Here is an 18,689-nt window from a genome sequence, read left to right on the forward strand (position 1 = left end):
ACTTCGGTCGACCCAGAAATTGATTCGCCAATCCGGGCGTTGGTCGCCACCATGGGACCCGTGCCCCGCTCCACCATGCCGCTGCGTGCCGCGGCGCCGCTGACGTTCTTCTATGCGTTGGGCTATCCCGTTGGTGCGCTTGCTGTTTCGGTGATGTCTCCGATGGCGGTGCTGGTGTTCAGGTTCGGTCTGGCCGCCGCCATTCTGTCGGGATGGGCAGCGGCCGCCCGCGTGACATGGCCCACAGGACGCGCGCTGGTGCGTGTGCTCGTCAGTGGGTTGCTCGCTCAGGGTGTGCTGTTCTCGTGCCTGTACCTGGCACTGCTGCACGGCGCACCCGCGGTATTGGGTGCCGTGATCATCTCCATGAATCCGGTGGTCACCGCCGTGTTGGCGGCGATGTTCCTCGGCGAGGGCATGACGCTGGCGCGGGTGGGCGCATTGGCGCTGGGTGTCGCGGCGGTGCTGGCGGCCTGCGCGGGACGGTTGATCGCGGTCGGCGGTGTCGACATGGCGGTGCTGTTGATCCTCGTGTCCCTGTTCGCCGTGGCCGCGGGCGGCGTCTACCAGCAGAAGTTCTGCTCGGGGGTCGATTACCGGGCGACGGCGGCGCTGCAGAACGCCGCGTGCGTGCTGCCCGTCGTCGTGTTGGCCGCCGTCACCCCGTGGTCGGTGACCGATCCGTGGAAAGCCGCGGCGACGGTCGCGGCGGTGGTACTCCTGAACGCCGTGCTGTCGATGACGCTCTACGTGCGCGGAATCAACCAATACGGCGCCGCGACCGTCGCGATGTTGTTCACGGTCATACCCGCGGTCGCCGGGCTGTTGTCGTGGCTGATGCTCGGTCAGCGGCCCGACGTCGGCGTCGCGGTCGGCCTGACGGTCGGCGCCGCGGCCTGCTGGCTCAACGCCACCGATGCGCGGCGCCGCCGTCAGCGGTCGGTCGCCTCGCCGACGGTCAGCGTTCGGCGCAGCGACCCCGCCACGTCGACTCCCGCCGGCTGAACCTCAGATGAGGGCGTGCCGGTGCTCCTCCTGTGGTTCACCGGCGACCGTGGCGAACGCGTCGAACGCCGTGGCCAATGCATCGCGTTGAGTCGGCGACATCTCCCGCAGGATCCGGCGGATCGCGATGCGGCGGTGATGAACGACCCGATCGATCAGCGCCTGCCCGTCCGGGGTGAGCGTCAGCGCGATGTTGCGCCGGTCGGCGGGGTCGTCCCGGCGGTCGACCATGCCGATCTTGAGCAGCCGATCGCAGATCCGGCTGGCGTTTGACGCGCTCACCTGTAGGCCCGCCGCCACCGCCGCGAGGTTGACGGCGCCCCGGGTCGCGATCATCATCATCACCCGCAGTTGAGGCACGGTCACCAGATCATCGACAGTCGAGATCGACGCTGCCGTGATGCCGACGAGAGCCCGCGACGCCCTCATCACCGACTCCACCTGCTCGTTCGTCACACCAGTGCCGCGACCGGCCATCTCGCCTCATTCCATGTTCGAGGAAATACTTATCGAACCGCAATCATTCTTGGTTTGCAAATACTGCGCACCGGCAAGTCTTGGTTTCATGCAGGCATTGACGGTACGGCCCGGCAAGGCGGACACGCTCGCCGTCGACGACGTCGACGAACCCAGCCCCGGCCCGGAGGAACTACTGGTAGACGGCCTGGCCATCGGTGTGTGCGGAACCGACAAAGAGATCGCGGGCGGACAGTACGGCTGGGCACCGCCCGGCCGGGACACGTTGGTGATCGGACATGAGTCCCTAGGCCGGGTGGCGACGGCGCCGCCCGGCACGTCGTTCTCCCCCGGCGACCTGGTGGTCGGCGTGGTGCGCAGGCCCGACCCAGTGCCGTGCCGGGCCTGCGCCCACGGCGAGTTCGACATGTGCCGCAACGGTCGCTACACCGAACGCGGGATCAAGGAGATGGACGGCTACGGCAGCCAAAGATGGTGCGTGAAAGCCGATTACGCGATGCGCATCGACGACGACCTGCGCGAGGTCGGGATGCTCATGGAGCCCACCACGGTGGTGGCCAAGGCGTGGGAGCAGGTTCGGCGGGTGGGTCAGCGGGCCTATTTCGAACCCGAACGGGCGCTGATCACCGGCGCGGGCCCGATCGGGCTACTGGCGGCCCTGCTGTCCGTGCAGTCCGGACTCGACACCCACATCCTCGACCGCGTCACCGGCGGACCCAAACCCGGGATCGCGGCGGCGCTCGGCGCGACCTACCACCACGACGACATCGACGACGTCGCATCCCGGCTGCAGCCGGACGTCGTGATCGAGGCGACCGGCGCCGGACCAGTCGTCTTCGGAGCGATCGCGAACACCTCGGCGTATGGCGTCGTCTGCCTGACCGGAGTTTCCCCTGCCGGGCGACGCCTCAAAGTCGACGCGGGCGCCATCAACCGCGAGCTGGTGCTGGAGAACGACGCGGTCGTCGGATCGGTGAACGCCAACCTGCGGCACTACCGGCAGGCCGCCGAGGCATTGGCCAAGGCCGACAAGGACTGGCTGGCGAGCCTGGTCACCCGGCGGGTGCCGCTACACCGCGCCGCCGACGCCTTCACCGCCCAACCCGACGATGTGAAGGTGGTCATCACCCTCGACGACGCGAGCTGACATGGCCGAAATCGAGGACTACGCACTGATCGGGGATCTGCAGACCGCAGCCCTCGTGGATCGCAGCGGAGCCATCGACTGGTTGTGCCTCCCGCACTTCGACTCACCGGCCTGCTTCGCGGCACTGCTCGGCGGGGCCGAGGCAGGCACCTGGCTGATGGCGCCGGCGGACACCGGGCCTGCCACGCGACGGCGCTACCGCGACGACGCGGTGATCCTCGAAACAGAGTGGGACACCGCGGATGGAAGCGTTCGGCTGATCGATTTCATGCCACCGCGCGGCGTAGCCGCCGACGTCGTACGCATCGTCGAGGGCGTGCGCGGCACCGTTCCGATGGCGATGACCCTGCGCCTGCGCTTCGACTACGGCCACGTGGTGCCCTGGGTACGACGCCGCGACGGCGGCTTGTCGGCGATTGCGGGGCCGGATGCGGTGTGGCTGCGCACACCTGTTCCCACGCACGGGCAGGAGCTGACGACGGTCGCGGAGTTCATCGTCACCGAGGGGCAGCGCATACCGTTTGTGCTCACACACCAGCTCTCCCATCTGCCGGCACCACAACCGGTCGACGCCGAGCAGGCGCTGGCGGAGACCGAACGCTGGTGGAGCGCGTGGATGGCGCAATGCAGCTACACCGGATCGTGGCAACCGGAGGTGCGCCGGGCGTTGATGTTGCTCAAGGCCCTGACTTTCGCCCCCACCGGCGGCATCCTCGCCGCGGCCACCACGTCATTGCCCGAGCAACTCGGTGGACCGCGCAATTGGGATTACCGCTACTGCTGGCTGCGCGACGCCACCTTCACCCTGCAGGCGCTGCTCGGCACGGGTTTCGTCGACGAGGCGCGCGCGTGGCGCGAATGGCTGGTGCGCGCGGTGGCCGGCGACCCCGCAGATCTGCAGATCATGTACGGCGCCGACGGACGGCGACGCCTACCCGAGTTCGAACTCCCCTGGCTGGCCGGTTACGAGAACTCGAGCCCGGTGCGGGTGGGCAACGCCGCGGCGGCCCAGCTCCAACTCGACGTGTGGGGCGAGGTGTTAGACGGGTTGCACCTGGCCAGGGACAGCGGGCTGCCGACCGACGACACCGCCTGGGACGTCCAGCGTGCACTTCTGGATTTTCTCGAAGGCAATTGGCAGCGGAGTGACTACAGCCTCTGGGAGATCCGCGGGCCTGCACGCCATTTCGTGCATTCGAAGGTGATGGCGTGGGCCGGGGTCGATCGTGCGGTACGCACCGTGGAGAACCATCAACTGGACGGCCCGCTGTCGCGGTGGCGAGCCCTGCGCGACGAGATCCACGCCGACGTCTGCGAACACGGATACAACACGCAGCGCGGTTGCTTCACTCAGTCCTACGGATCCGACCACCTCGACGCGGCGCTGTTGCTGCTCCCGCGTGTCGGCTTCCTGCCCTACGACGACCCGCGCATCGTTGGCACCATCGAAGCGGTGCAGAAGGAACTCTGCTGTGACGGGCTGCTTTTGCGATACCGTCCCGAACGAAGCGACGACGGCCTCCCGGGCGGTGAAGGCGCCTTCCTGGCGTGCAGCTTCTGGCTCGTCGACGCGCTGTGCGGCATCGGCCGCCCCGACGAAGCCACCGCGCTCTTCGAACGACTGCTGGAACTCCGCAACGACGTCGGGCTGCTCAGCGAGGAGTACGACCCGAAAGGCGGTCGCCAGCTGGGCAACACACCACAGGCCTTCAGCCTCGTCGGATTGATCAACAGCGCCCGACAACTCAGCGGATACCACACCATGACGTCCGCACACGACCGGCGACAGCATCCCCACGCAACGGCACGACAGTAAGGAGACGATGATGCCCCCACCCCACGCACCTCCACACCGCAACTGCCGACGATGACCACTCCGCGGACACAGTTGGTCGAGGTCAGCCTGAACCGGTCGCGGTATCGCAGCGGCCGATGGTTGCTCGTCGCCGAGGGGGTGGCGTGCGCCGCCCTCGGAAGCGCCGCCGCCATAGGACACCTCGCCCGCGAATCTCGTTCGGGGACCGGGATATCCGTGTTCGGCGTGCACATCTCCGCCGTCGAGAGCCTCGTCTTGGCGGTGTTCGGGGTGCTGGCCGTGGTCGCGGCGTTTCGACGCGGCACGTCGGTGGCCCTGAGCGCGATCGGTGTCGTCGGTGGCATGACGATGGTGATCGTCACCTCCGTGGCGGCTGCACACCACGCCGACGGACCGATGGGCTTCGAGTTCGGCGACATCCTGCTCTCCGGCCTGCTCGGCGCCTACAACCTCGCACTGCTGATGTGGCTGTGTTCGGACGCCGTGGAGGGGAAGGTGTGGCGATACCGACGCCGACCCGTGACGACCGCGTCGAGGGGCCGGCGACGGCGACTCAATTGATTCCCAGGAAGCAATAGTTGCTGCATAGCAAATGAGAGCGTAGGACGGAGATAACGCCCCGCCCACGGATCCAACCGAGAAGGAGCAGCCATGCCCGATCAAACCGTTGCCGACTACCTGCTCGAACGGTTGCGCGCCTGGGGTGTGCGCCATGTGTTCGCATATCCGGGTGACGGGATCAACGCGACCCTTGCCGCCTGGGCCCGCGCCGGCGACGAACCCCAGTTCGTGCAGTCCCGCCACGAGGAGATGAGCGCGTTCGAAGCAGTCGGCTACGCCAAGTTCGGTGGTGCGAAGTTCGGCGTCTGCATGGCGACGTCCGGGCCCGGGGCGGTCCATCTGCTCAACGGCCTCTACGACGCCAAGCTCGATCACGTACCGGTGGTGGCCATCGTCGGGCAGACCAACCGCAGCGCGATGGGCGGGTCGTACCAACAGGAGATCGACCTGCTGAGCCTCTACAAGGACGTCGCCTCTGAATACGTGCAGATGGTGACCGTACCCGAGCAGCTTCCCAACGTCGTGGACCGCGCGATCCGCACCGCGGTGGCGAGGCGGTGCCCCACGGCCCTGATCATCCCGGCCGATGTGCAGGAACTTCCCTACAGCCCACCGCAACACGCCTTCAAGATGGTGCCGTCGAGTTTGGGTGTCGACTGGCCGGCGATCACCCCCGACGACGCAGCGATCGTGCGGGCCGCCGAGATCCTCAATGCTGGAATGAAGGTCGCGATGCTCGTCGGCAACGGCGCCCGCGGCGCGGAGGCCGAACTGACCGAGACCGCTGAGCTGCTCGGCGCCGGAGCCGCCAAGGCCCTGCTGGGCAAGGACGTGCTACCCGACGAACTGCCGTGGGTGACCGGAGCGATCGGCCTGCTGGGTACTCGGCCCAGCTACGAGCTGATGCGCGATTGCGACACGCTGCTCACCATCGGATCGAGCTTCCCCTACACCCAATTCCTTCCCGACTTCGGGCAGACCCGCAGCGTGCAGATCGACATCGATCCGACGATGATCGGCATGCGCTATCCCTACGACGTGAACCTGGTGGCCGACGCGAAATCCGCTCTGCGGAGCCTCATTCCGCATCTACAACACAAATCCGACAGGTCGTGGCGGTCCACGATCGAATCGAATGTCAGCCGCTGGTGGGAGACCATGGCCAAGGAGGCGGCCGTCAAAACCGACGGCGTGAACCCGCTGCGCCTGTTCTCCGAACTCTCCGCGCAGCTCCCCGGCAACGCGATCGTCACCGCCGATTCCGGCTCGGCCGCCAACTGGTATGCGCGGCAGCTGCGCTTCGGGCCTGGCGTGCGCGGTTCGTTGTCCGGAACGCTGGCGACCATGGGACCGGGTGTTCCTTACGCCGTAGGCGCCAAGTTCGCCCACCCCGACCGACCCGTCATCGCCCTCGTCGGCGACGGTGCCATGCAAATGAACGGGCTGGCAGAGCTCATCACGATCAAGCACTACCACCAGCAGTGGACGGACCGCCGCCTGATCGTGGCGGTACTGCACAACAACGACCTCAACCAGGTGACTTGGGAGATGCGTGCGATGAACGGCTCGCCGAAATTCGCGGCATCACAGACGCTTCCGGATGTCGACTACGCCGCCTTCGCCGCCAGCCTCGGTCTCGAGGCTCACACCGTGCGAGACCCCGAAGGGCTCGCCGACGCCTGGCGCTCGGCGCTTTCGGCCGACCGGCCGACGGTGCTCGACGTGCACACCGACCCCGACATGCCGCCCATCCCGCCGCACGCCACGTTCGAACAAGCCAAGGCCACCGCCACAGCGGTGCTCAAGGGAGACGAGGACAGTCGCGGCTTCATCAAGCAGGGCCTCAAGACCAAGGTGCAAGAGTTCATGCCGCACGCACGCTCATGATCACCGACGACGCCGTTCGCACCGTAACTCCCACTGCGACCGTCGATGCACTGCGCGTTGCGGCTTACCGCATCCCCACCGAGACGCCGGAGGCCGACGGGACCCTGGCCTGGGATCACACCACACTGATCGTGGTCACCGCCGATTGCGGAGGCATCACCGGTACAGGCTGGACGTACGGACATCCGGCCTGCACCGACGTCATCACCCGCAGCCTGGCCAGTCATGTGCTGGGACGGGATGCGCTCGACGTCGCGGCCGCGTTCGACGCCATGGCCAGAGCTGTGCGCAATATCGGGCGCAGCGGCATTGCTGGACAGGCGCTTTCCGCGGTCGATGTGGCGCTGTGGGACCTCAAGGCCCGGGTTCTGGGCATCCCGCTGCACCGACTCCTCGGCGCCGTTCGCGACAGCGTTCCCGTCTACGGGAGTGGCGGGTTCACCACGTACGGACCCCACCGGATGCGGGACCAACTCCTCGGCTGGGTGCGCGACGACGGCGTCACCCGCGTAAAGATCAAGATCGGACAGTCGTGGGGCACCCGCACGAGGCGCGACGTGTCGCGGATGCGCCAGGCCCGGGCCGCGATCGGCGACGAAATCGCACTGATGGTCGACGCCAACGGCGGCTACACCGCCAAACAGGCCGTGCGATTGATGTCCGAGGTCGCCGACCTCGCGATCACCTGGCTGGAAGAGCCGGTCTCATCCGATGACGTTTCAGGGTTGCGTGCCGTGCGCGATTCGGTCGACGCCGATGTCACCGCGGGCGAATACGGCCATCGGCTGGTCGATTTCGTGCCGTTGTGTTCCGCGGTCGACTGCCTGCAGATCGACGCGTCGCGCTGCGGAGGGATCACCGAATGGCAGCGGGTGGCCGCACTCGCCGCCGCACACCACCTCGAAGTGTCGGCGCACTGCGCGCCGTGGCTGCACGCCTCCGTCGGCGCGGCAACACCCAATCTGCGCCACCTCGAGTGGTTTCACGACCACGCCCGCATCGAGACCCGCTACTTCGACGGCGCCACTTCGCCGATCGACGGGGCGATCCGCCCCGACCCGTCCAGCCCGGGACACGGCCTGACCGTACGCAGTACGGACCTCGAGCCCTACCGCGTCAGCTGAAAGCGATACCACCGCATGAGCCCTTCGTCACTGCTCTATTCCACGCTCGCTGCCGAGTTGGACCGCCGTATCGCCGGTGAGGTCCGATTCGACCCTGGCTCGCGGGCGGCCTACTCCACCGACGCCTCGAACTACCGTCAGGTCCCCATCGGTGTCGTCGTGCCCCATACGCCGGACGATGCGGTCGAGGCCATCGCTGTGTGCCGCGACAACGACGTTCCCGTCCTGTCGCGCGGTGGCGGCACCAGCTTGGCGGGTCAGTGCTGCAATGCCGCCGTCGTGCTCGACTGGAGCAAGTACTGCACCCGCATCCGCGCAATCGACGTCGACAGGGGCACGGCGGTGGTCGAACCGGGCATCAAGCTCGACGTACTCAACGACCACCTCGCGGACACCGGCTGGATGGTGGGCCCGAAACCGTCCACACACGTCAGTTGCACCGTCGGCGGAATGATCGGCAACAACTCGTGCGGTTCGACCGCGCAGGCATACGGAAAGATGGTCGACTCGGTTCGCGCCCTTCAGATTTTGACCTATGACGGTGTCCAGCGTTGGGTCGGCCCGACCGATGACCGTGATATCGACCGGATCATCACCTCGGGAGGACGGCTCGCCGAAATCTACGGTGGGCTGCGCTCGATCGTCACCGAGTTCAGCGACGACATTCGCGAGCGCTACCCCCACATTCCACGCCGGGTGTCGGGATACAACCTCGATAGCCTATTGCCCGACAACGGCTTTGACCTCGCGAAGGCGTTGGTCGGAAGCGAGAGCACGCTCGTCACCGTGCTGTGCGCCGAGATCGGCTTGGTCCGCCGACCCGCGGCGAGCGCGCTGGCAATACTCGGGTTCGACGGCATCGCCGCCGCCGCCGACGCCGTTCCGGCCGTGCTCGAGCACGAACCGGCGGCGCTGGAAGGCCTCGACCAGCGGCTGGTCGACCTCGAACACTCACGGCGGCTGGCCGAGAAGGCCCTCAGTCAGCTTCCCCGCGGCAGCGGTTGGCTCATGGTGCAAGTCGACGGAGACGACCAGGATCAGGCCGACCACCGCGCAAAGGCCATGATCGAGGCAGTGCAGGCCGCGGCCGACTGCGATGCCCGGATCGTCAGCGATCCAGTACACAAGAAGCAGGTGTGGGCCGCCCGGGAGGCCGGACTGGGCGCGACGGCCTACCCACCGGTCGGGCCTGAGACGCACGAAGGTTGGGAGGATGCGGCGGTCCCGCCGCACCGGCTGGGCGCTTACCTGCGTGACTTTCACACCCTGCTCGACCGCTACGGCTACGGAACATCCTCGCTCTACGGACATTTCGGCCAGGGTTGCGTACACACCCGGATTCCCTTCGATCTGCGCACCGCCGACGGCATCGCCGCCTACAGACGGTTCGCCCACGACGCCGCCCGCCTCGTCGTCGACTACGGCGGGTCGCTGTCCGGGGAACACGGCGACGGTCAGTCGCGCGGCGAACTGTTGCCGATCATGTTCGGCCAACGTGTCGTTCGTGCGTTCGAGAAGACCAAGGCGCTCTTCGACCCCGACAACCGGATGAACCCCGGAAAGGTCGTCAAGCCCTATCGGCTCGACGACAACCTGCGATTCGGTACCGGGTATCTCCCCATCGAGCCGGCGACGGCGTTCGCGTACGCCGATGACGGGCACCGCTTCTCGCGCGCCGCAGCACGGTGCGTCGGTGTCGGGAAGTGCCGCGGTGACGAGTCCGGTGTGATGTGTCCGAGCTATCGCGCCACCGGGGAGGAACACCATTCGACCCGTGGGCGGGCGCGGTTGCTGTTCGAGATGCTCCAGCGGGACGTCATCACCGACGGCTGGGCTTCCACCGAGATCCGTGACGCTCTCGATCTGTGCCTGGCGTGCAAGGGGTGTCTGAGCGACTGCCCGGTCAACGTCGACATGGCAACCTACAAGGCGGAGTTTCTTTTTCACCACTATCACCGTCGACTGCGTCCGATGGCCCACTACACGATGGGATGGATACCCCTGTGGGCCCGCATGGCCGCGGTCGCACCGCGAGCCGTCAACGCCTTGACCCACATGCCGCGCCTGGACGCGGCAGTCAAGGCCCTCGGCGGGATAGATTCGCATCGCGATCTCCCGCGGTTCGCGACGCAACGATTCACCCGGTGGTGGCGCGATCAGCCGCTGCGAACCGACGGACACGAGTCGGTCATCCTGTTCGCGGACACCTTCACCAACAACTTCGAGCCGGGCATCGGCTGCGACGCCGTCGAGGTGCTCCGCTCGGCCGGCTTCACCGTCACCGTTCCACGTCGATCACTCTGCTGTGGGCTCACATGGATTTCCACCGGCCAACTCGGTGTCGCGAAAAAGGTTCTGGGGCGGACGCTGCGGGCCCTGCGGCCCGCGCTGCGCACCGGCACTCCGGTCGTCGTGCTCGAGCCCAGTTGTGCGGCGGTGTTCCGCTCCGATGCCACAAACCTGTTGAACGGCAACGAGGATGCGCATCGGCTCGCTGAGCAGACGTACACGATCGGTGAACTTCTGCACCGCAAGGCAGGCGAGTGGAACCCTCCCCGCATTGGGGGCCGCGCCGTCGTGCAGCCGCATTGTCACCAGCACGCGGTGCTGCACTACTCCGACGAGAAAGCGGTTCTCGAGGATGCCGGTGTCGACGCCAGAGTGCTCGATGCCGGATGCTGCGGCCTTGCAGGGAATTTCGGTTTTCAGCGCGGACATCATGACGTATCGGTGGCGTGCGCCGAGGACAAACTGCTTCCCACGCTGCGTGATGCGGACCCAGAGACAATGGTGCTCGCCGACGGATTCAGCTGTCGAACGCAGATCCGCGACCTGATCGAGAACCGTACCCCGCGTCACACCGCTTCCATCCTCGCCGAGGCCCTACGAGATCGAAAGGAGAAACGATGACCCTCACCTTGTCCGACGAAGATCGGGCCACCCGACTGGCGGCCGCTGCGCCGGTCACCGAGGCCGAACGCCTGCGGCTCGAAATCGCTCAGCTGCGGGACAAGCTCGCCGGCCTGCCCGTGATCGAACAGGCCAAAGGGATGCTGATGCAGACGTTCGGCCTCAATGGCGAGCAGGCGTTCGACCTCCTTCGCGTGCTGTCTCAGGTCAGCAACGTCAGGGTTCGGCAGGTCGCGGGCTGCGTCGTCGAGATATGGACCCGGTGTGGGCCGCGGCCCGACTTCGACGCCGCGACCCAATCCTTGGTGACGGTGCGGGAGGGGCTGCGCGCGACCGCCAGGACTGCGGGCGGGGAATGAACCCGCCTCAGCGCTCGGTCGCCTCGCCGATGGTTTCAATGTCGGTCGATGACCTGGTGGCATTCGTCGGCCCGACCGTCGGGCGCTATCTGACCGCGGATTAAGCCAACAACGTCAGAACGATCCAGCCCGCCACCGCGGACGGGAGCATCGCGTCGATGCGGTCCATGATGCCGCCGTGGCCGGGCAGCAACGTGCCCATGTCCTTGATTTTGAGGTCGCGTTTGACCTGCGACTCGACCAGGTCGCCGAGCACACCGGTGATCACCAGCATGAGCCCCAGGGGCAGGCCGACCCAGGCGGGCTTGTCCATCAGGAACGTCACCGACACCACCGCGGCGGTGGTGCCGAACAGCATCGAGCCGCCCAGCCCCTCCCAGGATTTCTTCGGGCTGATCGCCGGGGCCATGAGGTGCCTGCCGAACAGCACCCCGGCCACGTAGCCGCCGATGTCGGCGAACACGACGGTGGCGATCACCGTGAAAACCCGTCCGCCGCCGTGGTCCTGGAAGATCAGCAGCGCGCTGAAGCTGGCGAACAGTGGCACCCACGTCGCCAGCAGCACGGAGGCGGCGATGTCGCGGAGGTAGTTGACCGGCTGATGGCGTAACCCGTGCCCGACGAGCCGCCACACCATGCAGACGACGATGGTTCCGCCGTATGCGCCCAGCACCCCGGCCGGTCCGTACGGCCAGCTCAACCAGATCATCGCCTGGCCGCCGAGGAGCAACGGAACGGCAGGCAGGTCGTATCCGGCCTCGCGCAGTCTGCGGATCACCTCGTGGGTGGCGATCGGGATGAACACGGCCAGCACGGGCAGCCATCCGATCGGCCAGAAGAGCAGCGTCCCGATCGCCATCGCGCCGAGCGCGACGCCGACCCCGATCGCGGCGGGCAGGTCACGGCCCGCCCGCGACTTCTTCTTGGGCGGTTCGTCGACCGGCGTCTCTGCCACGGATCCCTTGTGCTGTTCGGTCACTAGACCTCCAGCAGCTCGCCTTCTTTGTGCTTGACCAGCTCGTCGATCTGGTGGGTGTAGGTGGCGGTGGACTTGTCGAGGTCCTTCTCCGCGCGCGCCACCTCGTCCTCGCCGGCCTCGCCGTCCTTCTTGATGCGATGCAGCTCCTCCATCGCCTTGCGGCGGATGTTGCGCACCGCCACCTTGGCGTCCTCACCCTTGGCCTTGGCCTGCTTGACCAGATCGCGGCGACGCTCCTCGGTGAGTTGCGGAATGGCGACGCGGATGACGTTGCCGTCGTTGGTGGGGTTCACGCCGAGGTCGGAGTTGCGGATCGCGTCCTCGATGTTGCGCAGTTGGCCCGTCTCGTAGGGCTTGATCACCACCAGCCGCGCCTCGGGCACGTTGATGCTCGACAGCTGGGTGATCGGCGTCGGCGATCCGTAGTAGTCGACGTTGACACGGGAGAACATGCCGGGGTTGGCGCGACCGGTGCGAATCGAGGACAGGTCATCGCGCGCGACCGACACCGCCTTCTCCATCTTCTCCTCGGCATCGAAGAGGGTTTCGTCGATCACGGTCCGTCTCCTTCGTCTGTGCACGTCGGTCACCAGTCTCGCCGCACCCTCGCAGGGGTGCGCGAGGTGTCAGGTGGTGACCAGTGTTCCGATCTTCTCACCCGCGACCGCGCGGGCGATATTGCCGTCGGTGAGCAGGTTGAACACCAGGATCGGCATACCGTTGTCCATACACAGGCTGAACGCGGTGGCGTCGGCCACCTTCAGGCCGCGGTCGATGACTTCGCGGTGGCTGATCGCGGTGAGCAGCTCGGCGTCGGGGTTGTGGCGGGGGTCGGCGGTGAAGACGCCGTCGACGGCCTTGGCCATCAGCACCACCTCGGCGCCGATTTCGAGTGCGCGCTGGGCGGCGGTGGTGTCGGTGGAGAAATACGGCAGGCCCATGCCGGCCCCGAAGATGACGACGCGGCCCTTCTCGAGGTGCCGCACGGCCCGCAGCGGGATGTACGGTTCGGCGACCTGACCCATCGTGATGGCGGTCTGCACCCGGGTCGCGATGCCTTCCTTCTCCAGAAAGTCCTGCAGCGCCAGGCTGTTCATGACGGTGCCGAGCATCCCCATGTAGTCGCTGCGGGTGCGCTCCATACCGCGCTGCTGCAGTTGCGCCCCGCGGAAGAAGTTGCCACCGCCGATGACCACGGCCACCTGCACGCCGCTGCGGACCACTTCGGCGATCTGACGCGCCACCAGATGCACGACATCGGGATCGAGGCCCACTTCCCCACCGCCGAACATCTCGCCGCCCAGCTTGAGCAGTACGCGGGTGTACATGGGACGGATGGAACCTCCTGCGGCTCCGTTGGGTTTGCTCGCGTCCGGAGCCGCCGGGGCGACTTCGGAGTTCGGAGCTGCCTGACCGGCGACGTTGGGATCCGCCATCCGACTCCTTACGGGTCCTCGCTGAGATCCCCTTCATCCTGCCTCATGGCAGGCCCGAGGGCGGCGAGTGGGTCGCGACTCGCCGGGTCAGTCGGGCAGGTGGGCGCTCAGCAGCCAGGCAGGCACGGATTTGCGGCCTTTCGGCTCGTCGCGCATGTCGAGCGCCGGGAAGAACTCCTCGAATCCGTCCGGGAAGACACCGTGGATGCGCGCCGGCCTGATCTCGTCGATGGTCCAGTACTTGGAGACGACATCGCGCAGTTCCTCTTCGGTGACGGGGTTGGCCGGACCGTTGGGCATGCCCGCCCTGTCGAACACCAGCACGAAGTACGAGGCGCCGGGGGCGGCGGCGCGGACGATCGACCGCTGGTAGCCCTCGCGCAGCTCGACGGGCATCGAATGGAACAGCGTCGAGTCGACGATGGTTCCGAAGCGCCCGTCGTAGCCGGAGAAGTCGCTGATGTCGGCGACGTCGAAGGTGGCGTTCGTCAGGCCGCGCTTGGCGGCCTCCTGCCTGGCCAGCTCGATCGCGGTGGGCGACTGATCCAGCCCCACCGTGGTGTAGCCCCGCTCCGCGAGGTGAATCGCCAGCGCGGCCTCACCGCATCCCGCGTCGAGCACATCGCCGTGGAATCTGCCCTGTTCGATGAGGGGCGCGAACTCCGGCTGCGGCTCTCCGATGCTCCACGGCGGTTTGCCGCCGCTCATCTCCGGCATTTCGCCCTTGTACGCGTTGTCGAACATTTCGCCCGTTGGTTCGGTCATCCATCGTTGATATCAATGTGGTTGATATATGTCAATATGATTGACATGAATGGAGCGCTCGAGGATCAGCCGCTGGGGTTCTTGCTGTCGCGGGTCGCCAAGGCGCTTCGCAACGAGGTCACGACGACGGTCCTCGAACCCCTGGGCGTGGCCTTCCCCCAGTACCTGTGCATGCGGATCCTTTCCCAGCACGAGGGACGGTCCAACGCCGAACTCGCCCGCGACTTCAACGTCTCCCCGCAGGCCATGAACATGGTGCTGCGCGGCCTCGAGGACCGCGGGCTCGTATCCCGGCCTGCGAGCGTGTCGTCGGGACGGTCGCTGCCCGCTGCGCTCACACGCGACGGTCGGGAGTTGTTGAAACGCACCGATTCCGGCGTGCGCGCCGCAGAGCGCAAGTTGATGGCGAATCTGACGCAGCGACAGCAGCGGGAATTCAAGCAGATCCTGGCGACGCTCGGAACGGACTAACCACCGTTAATATCGCCTACGTCAATTTTTGCGAGATCCCATTCGGTCGCACCCGCCAGGGCTAAGCTTGCACGGCCCGCGAGGAGAGGATCCCGCACATGAGCTTTGCTCCCAGCGCCGAAGAGGCAGTGCATCTGCTCGAAGGATATTTCTATTGGAGCGGATTCCCGAAGTTGCTGGGGTGTGAGATCGAAACCGATTTCACCAAGGCCGACATCGCTCTGGTGGGGCTACCGCTGGCGGTCAATCCGGTCGAGCGGACCCAGTACCTCGCCCCCCGCGCCGTCCGCCACCGATCGCAGGCCTACCACCGTAGTCACCGCGAGTTCGGCATCGATCCCTTCGAGCTGGCCCGGATTCGCGATTTCGGTGACGTGCCGATTCCCACACCCACGTTGGCCGATCAAGCGGTCCTCGAAATCGAGAAGTTCTACGCGCGAATGGACGCCGCCGGAGTTCTTCCGTTCACGATCGGCGGAGACCACGCCTGCACGCTGCCGGTATTGCGGGCGATCGCCGGCCCGAACTCTCGACGCAAGGGGCCGATCGGCATCATCCATTTCGACTCGCACACCGACACATACGGTGATTCGGCGGGTGTGCATTGCCACGCCGGTAACGGCTTCCGGATCGGCAACGAAGAGGGCTTGATCGATGCGTCCCGTTATGTACACGTCGGCCTCAACGGCCCGATGGCCCATCCGAACATGGACGACTATTCCAAGGAAGCCGGATACCGGTTGCTGTCCCTCGACGAAATCGAGGAGATCGGCATACCCGCTGCGACGCAGGAGATTCGCAAGGTAGTCGGAGACGGGCCGGTCTACGTGACAGTGGATCTGGACGTGCTGACGCTTTCCGATGCGCCCGCGGTGGCCGACCCGGAGGCCGGCGGGTTGACGATTCGGGAGATGCTGAGGATTCTGCGCAGTTTTCGCGGCATGGACATCGTCGGCGGCGACGTGGTGTGCTTCGTGCCCCACCTCGACCCGTCGCAGATCACCGCGCTACACATCAGCGCGATCATGCACGAGATCGTCACGATGATGGCCGAGGGCGTCGCCGGTAAGCGATAGCACCGTCCCTCGGTGGCAGCAGAACGGACAGTGTGGTCAACTGTGGCCAGCGATGAAGATAGTCCTGGCGCCTGACTCATTCAAGGAGTCGATGACGGCGTCCGAAGCGGTGGCCGCGATGACGGCCGGCGTCGCAGCCGTGCTTCCGGAAGCCGACGTCGTCGGCGTGCCGATGGCTGATGGCGGCGAGGGCACCGTCGACGCCGTCGTCGACGCGTTGCACGGTGAGCATGTCGAGGCGCCCGTGTCGGATGCACTGGGTCGCACGGTCACCGCGCGGTACGGCTACGTGCCGCTGCGCCAGTTGGCGGTCATCGAGATGGCGGCCGCGGCAGGTCTCGAGCTCATTGCGCCCGGCCAACGAAATATCCTGTGCGCGACCACATTCGGAGTCGGGCAACTGATCCGCGCCGCCCTCGATCGCGGCGCCGAGGATTTCCTGATCGGGCTGGGCGGGTCCGCCACCAACGACGGCGGAACGGGCATGCTCACGGCGCTGGGCGTGGCGTTCCTCGACGCCGACGGAAAGCCGCTGGCGCCCGGCGGCGCCGACCTGGAACGCCTCGCACGCATCGACGTCAGCGGGATGGATCCGCGCCTGCGCGAGGTCCGGATCCGGGTGGCCTCCGACGTCACCGCGCCGCTGTTGGGCCCCGGCGGGGCCAGCGCCGTATTCGGCCCGCAAAAGGGGGCGAGACCAGAGGACGTGACCCGACTCGAGACGGGTCTGTCCCGGCTGGCCTCCGTCGCGTCCGAGACACTCGGCACCACCCGACCGCAACGCCCCGGGGCCGGCGCGGCGGGCGGCGTGGGTTTCGCGCTCGTCGAATTCCTCGGTGCGGTAAGCAGATCCGGCGTCGAGGAGGTGGCCGAGACCGTCGGCCTCGAACGGGCGTTGCACGGCGCGGACTGGGTGTTCACCGGCGAGGGCAGCGTCGACGCCCAGACCGTGATGGGCAAGACGCCGTTCGGCGTGGCGCAGGCCGCGCTGCGCGCCGGGGCCCGGGTGGTCATCTTCGCAGGCCGGGTCGCCCCCGATGCCGCCGTACTGCTGGACCACGGCGTCGAGCGACTCGTCGCGATCACCGCCGACGGCACGCCGATCGAGCGGGCGCTTCGCGAGGGACCCCAGTCGCTTTCTCGCGCCACCGCCGAGGTCTGCCGCTCCCTTCAGCGCGGGTCCTGAATGCGCTTGAAGGGACGCGCCTCCTCGAGTTCGTAGGCCAACTCGAGCAACCGGCGCTCCTGTCCGACGGGCGCGGCGAACATCATGCCGACCGGCAGGCCCGACGCGGACTCGGCGAGAGGCAGCGAGATCGCCGGCTCCCCCGTGGCGTTCTGCAGAGGCGTGAACGCCACCCACTCGACGAGCCGGTCGATGATCGTCTGGTAGTCCAGCGTGGGGTCGAGATGACCGATCCGCGGCGTGACGTCGGCAAGGGTCGGGGTGAGCACGACGTCATGGTCCCGGGTGACGCGTTCGGTGACCTGGCGCACCCGCGATAACCGCGCGATCGCCTTCGGCAACCGGTGCAGGTTGCGTGCCGCCTGACGACTGAGGCCCGCGGTCAGGTTGTCGAGGCGCCCCCGGTCGAAATTGGGGCCCAGCGTACGTCCGCTGCGAACGATCGCGAACGCCAGAAACGACCAGTACAACAGGAAGTCGTCCATGAAATGCGACGGCACGGGATTGTCGATCACGGTGACCCGATGTCCCAGCTCCTCGAGGAGCGCGGCGTTCTTCAGCGTGAGCTCACGGACCTCCGGGCTCGCCTCGCGCGCTATCGACTGCGTGCACACCGCGATGCGCAGCCGTTGTGCTCCGGGTCCGGTGATGGTGCCGACCGCGGGCAGCGCCGGGCTGCGATACACCCGCTCGATCTCGCGGTAGAACGCGGCCGAGTCGCGCACGGTGCGCGTGACGACACCGTTGGCGACGATGCGCAGCGGCATCTGCCGCAACTTCTTGTCCAGGGGCAGCCGGCCCCGTGACGGCTTGAGGCCCACCAAACCGTTGCAGGACGCGGGGATCCGGATCGATCCGCCGCCGTCGTTGGCGTGTGCGATCGGCACCACCCCGGCGGCCACGAACGCCGCGGAACCCGACGACGATGCGCCCGCGGTGTGCTCGGGGTGCCACGGGTTACGCACCGGGCCCAGCCGCGGATGCTCGGCAGCCGCGCTGAAACCGAATTCCGACATCTGCGTCTTGCCCAGCGGCGCCAGACCGGTCGCCAGGAACGAACGCGCGAAGTCGCCGTGCAACCGCTCGGGGCGTGGATCCCAGGCATCGGTGCCGTTCATCGTCGGCATCGCCGCGACTGCGACGTTGTCCTTGAGGAAGGACGGAACACCGTTGAAGTAGCCGCCGTACGGGGGTGCCGCAGCACGTGCGCGCGCCTGCTCGAACGCCTCGTAGGCCAGTCCGTTGAGCGCGGGATTGACGGCCTCGGCGCGCGCGATCGCGGCTTCGACCAGTTCGGACCGCGACACCGCCCCCGACTGCAGCGCCTCCACCAGACCGACCGCGTCGAGATCGCCGAGGGCGTCGTCGCCGAAGGCGCTTATCCGAGTCATGCCGAGACGGTACCAAGTCGTACCGCCGCGGCCCCAGAAATGGCTGAGCGCTCACCCTTGTACATGTCCCGGGCGTCGGGCCGGACAAGGATGAGCGCT

Annotated in this window: 17 protein-coding genes; 11 read left to right on the top strand and 6 right to left on the bottom strand. The window is 67.1% G+C overall.

Going from position 1 to position 18,689, the window contains the following annotated elements; translation table 11 throughout:
- The first annotated feature begins 51 nt into the window (after positions 1–51).
- A complete protein-coding gene (locus AU197_RS10860) occupies positions 52–1,005 on the top strand; it encodes a DMT family transporter (RefSeq protein ID WP_502687870.1) in 954 nt (317 codons plus the stop codon).
- A gap of 3 nt (positions 1,006–1,008) precedes the next feature.
- Here AU197_RS10860 and AU197_RS10865 read toward each other — a convergent pair whose 3' ends face one another.
- Positions 1,009–1,482, bottom strand: coding sequence for a MarR family winged helix-turn-helix transcriptional regulator (locus AU197_RS10865; protein WP_064402668.1), 474 nt, complete (start codon positions 1,480–1,482; stop codon positions 1,009–1,011).
- Between the two features lie 88 nt (positions 1,483–1,570).
- On the opposite strand from AU197_RS10865, the gene AU197_RS10870 reads away from it, so the two are divergent.
- The 7 genes from AU197_RS10870 to AU197_RS10900 all read left to right on the top strand — a co-directional run bounded on the left by AU197_RS10870 (position 1,571) and on the right by AU197_RS10900 (position 11,286).
- Positions 1,571–2,629: a glucose 1-dehydrogenase gene (locus AU197_RS10870; RefSeq protein WP_064402670.1), complete on the top strand. Its 1,059-nt coding sequence runs from the start codon at positions 1,571–1,573 to the stop codon at positions 2,627–2,629.
- A gap of 1 nt (position 2,630) precedes the next feature.
- Complete coding sequence (locus AU197_RS10875; RefSeq protein ID WP_064402671.1) at positions 2,631–4,445, top strand: glycoside hydrolase family 15 protein; 1,815 nt, start codon at positions 2,631–2,633, stop codon at positions 4,443–4,445.
- Positions 4,446–4,496: 51 nt separating this feature from the next.
- The gene (locus AU197_RS10880) at positions 4,497–5,006 is read left to right on the top strand and encodes a hypothetical protein (protein WP_064402673.1); all 510 of its coding nucleotides are present in this window, start codon (positions 4,497–4,499) and stop codon (positions 5,004–5,006) included.
- 90 nt (positions 5,007–5,096) lie between these two features.
- Positions 5,097–6,893, top strand: coding sequence for a thiamine pyrophosphate-requiring protein (locus AU197_RS10885; RefSeq protein WP_064402675.1), 1,797 nt, complete (start codon positions 5,097–5,099; stop codon positions 6,891–6,893).
- Positions 6,890–8,017, top strand: coding sequence for an enolase C-terminal domain-like protein (locus tag AU197_RS10890; RefSeq protein WP_064402678.1), 1,128 nt, complete (start codon positions 6,890–6,892; stop codon positions 8,015–8,017). The genes AU197_RS10885 and AU197_RS10890 overlap by 4 nt, the downstream gene beginning before the upstream one ends.
- Positions 8,018–8,032: 15 nt before the next feature.
- Positions 8,033–10,927: an FAD-binding and (Fe-S)-binding domain-containing protein gene (locus AU197_RS10895; protein WP_064402679.1), complete on the top strand. Its 2,895-nt coding sequence runs from the start codon at positions 8,033–8,035 to the stop codon at positions 10,925–10,927.
- Positions 10,924–11,286 carry an ANTAR domain-containing protein gene (locus AU197_RS10900; RefSeq protein ID WP_064402681.1) on the top strand — a complete coding sequence of 121 codons (363 nt, stop codon included), beginning with the start codon at positions 10,924–10,926 and terminating at the stop codon, positions 11,284–11,286. Before AU197_RS10895 ends, AU197_RS10900 begins: the two co-directional genes overlap by 4 nt.
- A 100-nt stretch (positions 11,287–11,386) precedes the next feature.
- Here AU197_RS10900 and AU197_RS10905 read toward each other — a convergent pair whose 3' ends face one another.
- The 4 genes from AU197_RS10905 to AU197_RS10920 form a co-directional block, all read right to left on the bottom strand.
- Entirely contained in the window at positions 11,387–12,265 is an 879-nt protein-coding gene (locus tag AU197_RS10905; protein WP_064402684.1) for a phosphatidate cytidylyltransferase, read from the bottom strand.
- Positions 12,265–12,822, bottom strand: a complete 558-nt coding sequence (gene frr, locus AU197_RS10910) for a ribosome recycling factor (RefSeq protein ID WP_064402686.1) — start codon at positions 12,820–12,822, stop codon at positions 12,265–12,267. Before frr ends, AU197_RS10905 begins: the two co-directional genes overlap by 1 nt.
- A 69-nt stretch (positions 12,823–12,891) precedes the next feature.
- Positions 12,892–13,701: a UMP kinase gene (pyrH, locus tag AU197_RS10915; RefSeq protein ID WP_082696608.1), complete on the bottom strand. Its 810-nt coding sequence runs from the start codon at positions 13,699–13,701 to the stop codon at positions 12,892–12,894.
- 87 nt (positions 13,702–13,788) lie between these two features.
- A complete protein-coding gene (locus AU197_RS10920; RefSeq protein ID WP_064402688.1) occupies positions 13,789–14,466 on the bottom strand; it encodes a class I SAM-dependent methyltransferase in 678 nt (225 codons plus the stop codon).
- A gap of 36 nt (positions 14,467–14,502) precedes the next feature.
- Between AU197_RS10920 and AU197_RS10925 the strand changes: the two genes are divergently transcribed.
- The 3 genes from AU197_RS10925 to AU197_RS10935 all read left to right on the top strand — a co-directional run bounded on the left by AU197_RS10925 (position 14,503) and on the right by AU197_RS10935 (position 17,199).
- Entirely contained in the window at positions 14,503–14,937 is a 435-nt protein-coding gene (locus AU197_RS10925; RefSeq protein ID WP_082696609.1) for a MarR family winged helix-turn-helix transcriptional regulator, read from the top strand.
- 98 nt (positions 14,938–15,035) lie between these two features.
- Positions 15,036–16,013, top strand: a complete 978-nt coding sequence (locus AU197_RS10930) for an arginase family protein (RefSeq protein ID WP_064402690.1) — start codon at positions 15,036–15,038, stop codon at positions 16,011–16,013.
- A gap of 52 nt (positions 16,014–16,065) precedes the next feature.
- The gene (locus tag AU197_RS10935) at positions 16,066–17,199 is read left to right on the top strand and encodes a glycerate kinase (protein WP_064402691.1); all 1,134 of its coding nucleotides are present in this window, start codon (positions 16,066–16,068) and stop codon (positions 17,197–17,199) included.
- Here the strand turns inward: AU197_RS10935 and AU197_RS10940 are convergent.
- Positions 17,184–18,590 carry an amidase gene (locus AU197_RS10940; RefSeq protein ID WP_064402692.1) on the bottom strand — a complete coding sequence of 469 codons (1,407 nt, stop codon included), beginning with the start codon at positions 18,588–18,590 and terminating at the stop codon, positions 17,184–17,186. The genes AU197_RS10935 and AU197_RS10940 overlap by 16 nt on opposite strands.
- Positions 18,591–18,689 lie beyond the last annotated feature (99 nt).

This window comes from Mycobacterium sp. IS-1590, assembly GCF_001500025.1.
Classification (GTDB): domain Bacteria; phylum Actinomycetota; class Actinomycetes; order Mycobacteriales; family Mycobacteriaceae; genus Mycobacterium.

Excerpts from the sequence above, each read along its gene's own strand:
- AU197_RS10920 (WP_064402688.1), bottom strand. The coding sequence starts at position 14,466 with ATGACCGAACCAACGGGCGAAATGTTCGACAACGCGTACAAGGGCGAA.
- AU197_RS10940 (WP_064402692.1), bottom strand. The coding sequence starts at position 18,590 with ATGACTCGGATAAGCGCCTTCGGCGACGACGCCCTCGGCGATCTCGAC.
- AU197_RS10885 (WP_064402675.1), top strand. The coding sequence starts at position 5,097 with ATGCCCGATCAAACCGTTGCCGACTACCTGCTCGAACGGTTGCGCGCC.
- AU197_RS10860 (WP_502687870.1), top strand. The coding sequence starts at position 52 with ATGGGACCCGTGCCCCGCTCCACCATGCCGCTGCGTGCCGCGGCGCCG.
- AU197_RS10880 (WP_064402673.1), top strand. The coding sequence starts at position 4,497 with ATGACCACTCCGCGGACACAGTTGGTCGAGGTCAGCCTGAACCGGTCG.
- AU197_RS10900 (WP_064402681.1), top strand. The coding sequence starts at position 10,924 with ATGACCCTCACCTTGTCCGACGAAGATCGGGCCACCCGACTGGCGGCC.
- AU197_RS10875 (WP_064402671.1), top strand. The coding sequence starts at position 2,631 with ATGGCCGAAATCGAGGACTACGCACTGATCGGGGATCTGCAGACCGCA.
- pyrH (WP_082696608.1), bottom strand. The coding sequence starts at position 13,701 with ATGGCGGATCCCAACGTCGCCGGTCAGGCAGCTCCGAACTCCGAAGTC.
- AU197_RS10870 (WP_064402670.1), top strand. The coding sequence starts at position 1,571 with ATGCAGGCATTGACGGTACGGCCCGGCAAGGCGGACACGCTCGCCGTC.
- AU197_RS10895 (WP_064402679.1), top strand. The coding sequence starts at position 8,033 with ATGAGCCCTTCGTCACTGCTCTATTCCACGCTCGCTGCCGAGTTGGAC.
- AU197_RS10930 (WP_064402690.1), top strand. The coding sequence starts at position 15,036 with ATGAGCTTTGCTCCCAGCGCCGAAGAGGCAGTGCATCTGCTCGAAGGA.
- AU197_RS10865 (WP_064402668.1), bottom strand. The coding sequence starts at position 1,482 with ATGGCCGGTCGCGGCACTGGTGTGACGAACGAGCAGGTGGAGTCGGTG.
- AU197_RS10925 (WP_082696609.1), top strand. The coding sequence starts at position 14,503 with ATGATTGACATGAATGGAGCGCTCGAGGATCAGCCGCTGGGGTTCTTG.
- AU197_RS10935 (WP_064402691.1), top strand. The coding sequence starts at position 16,066 with ATGAAGATAGTCCTGGCGCCTGACTCATTCAAGGAGTCGATGACGGCG.
- AU197_RS10890 (WP_064402678.1), top strand. The coding sequence starts at position 6,890 with ATGATCACCGACGACGCCGTTCGCACCGTAACTCCCACTGCGACCGTC.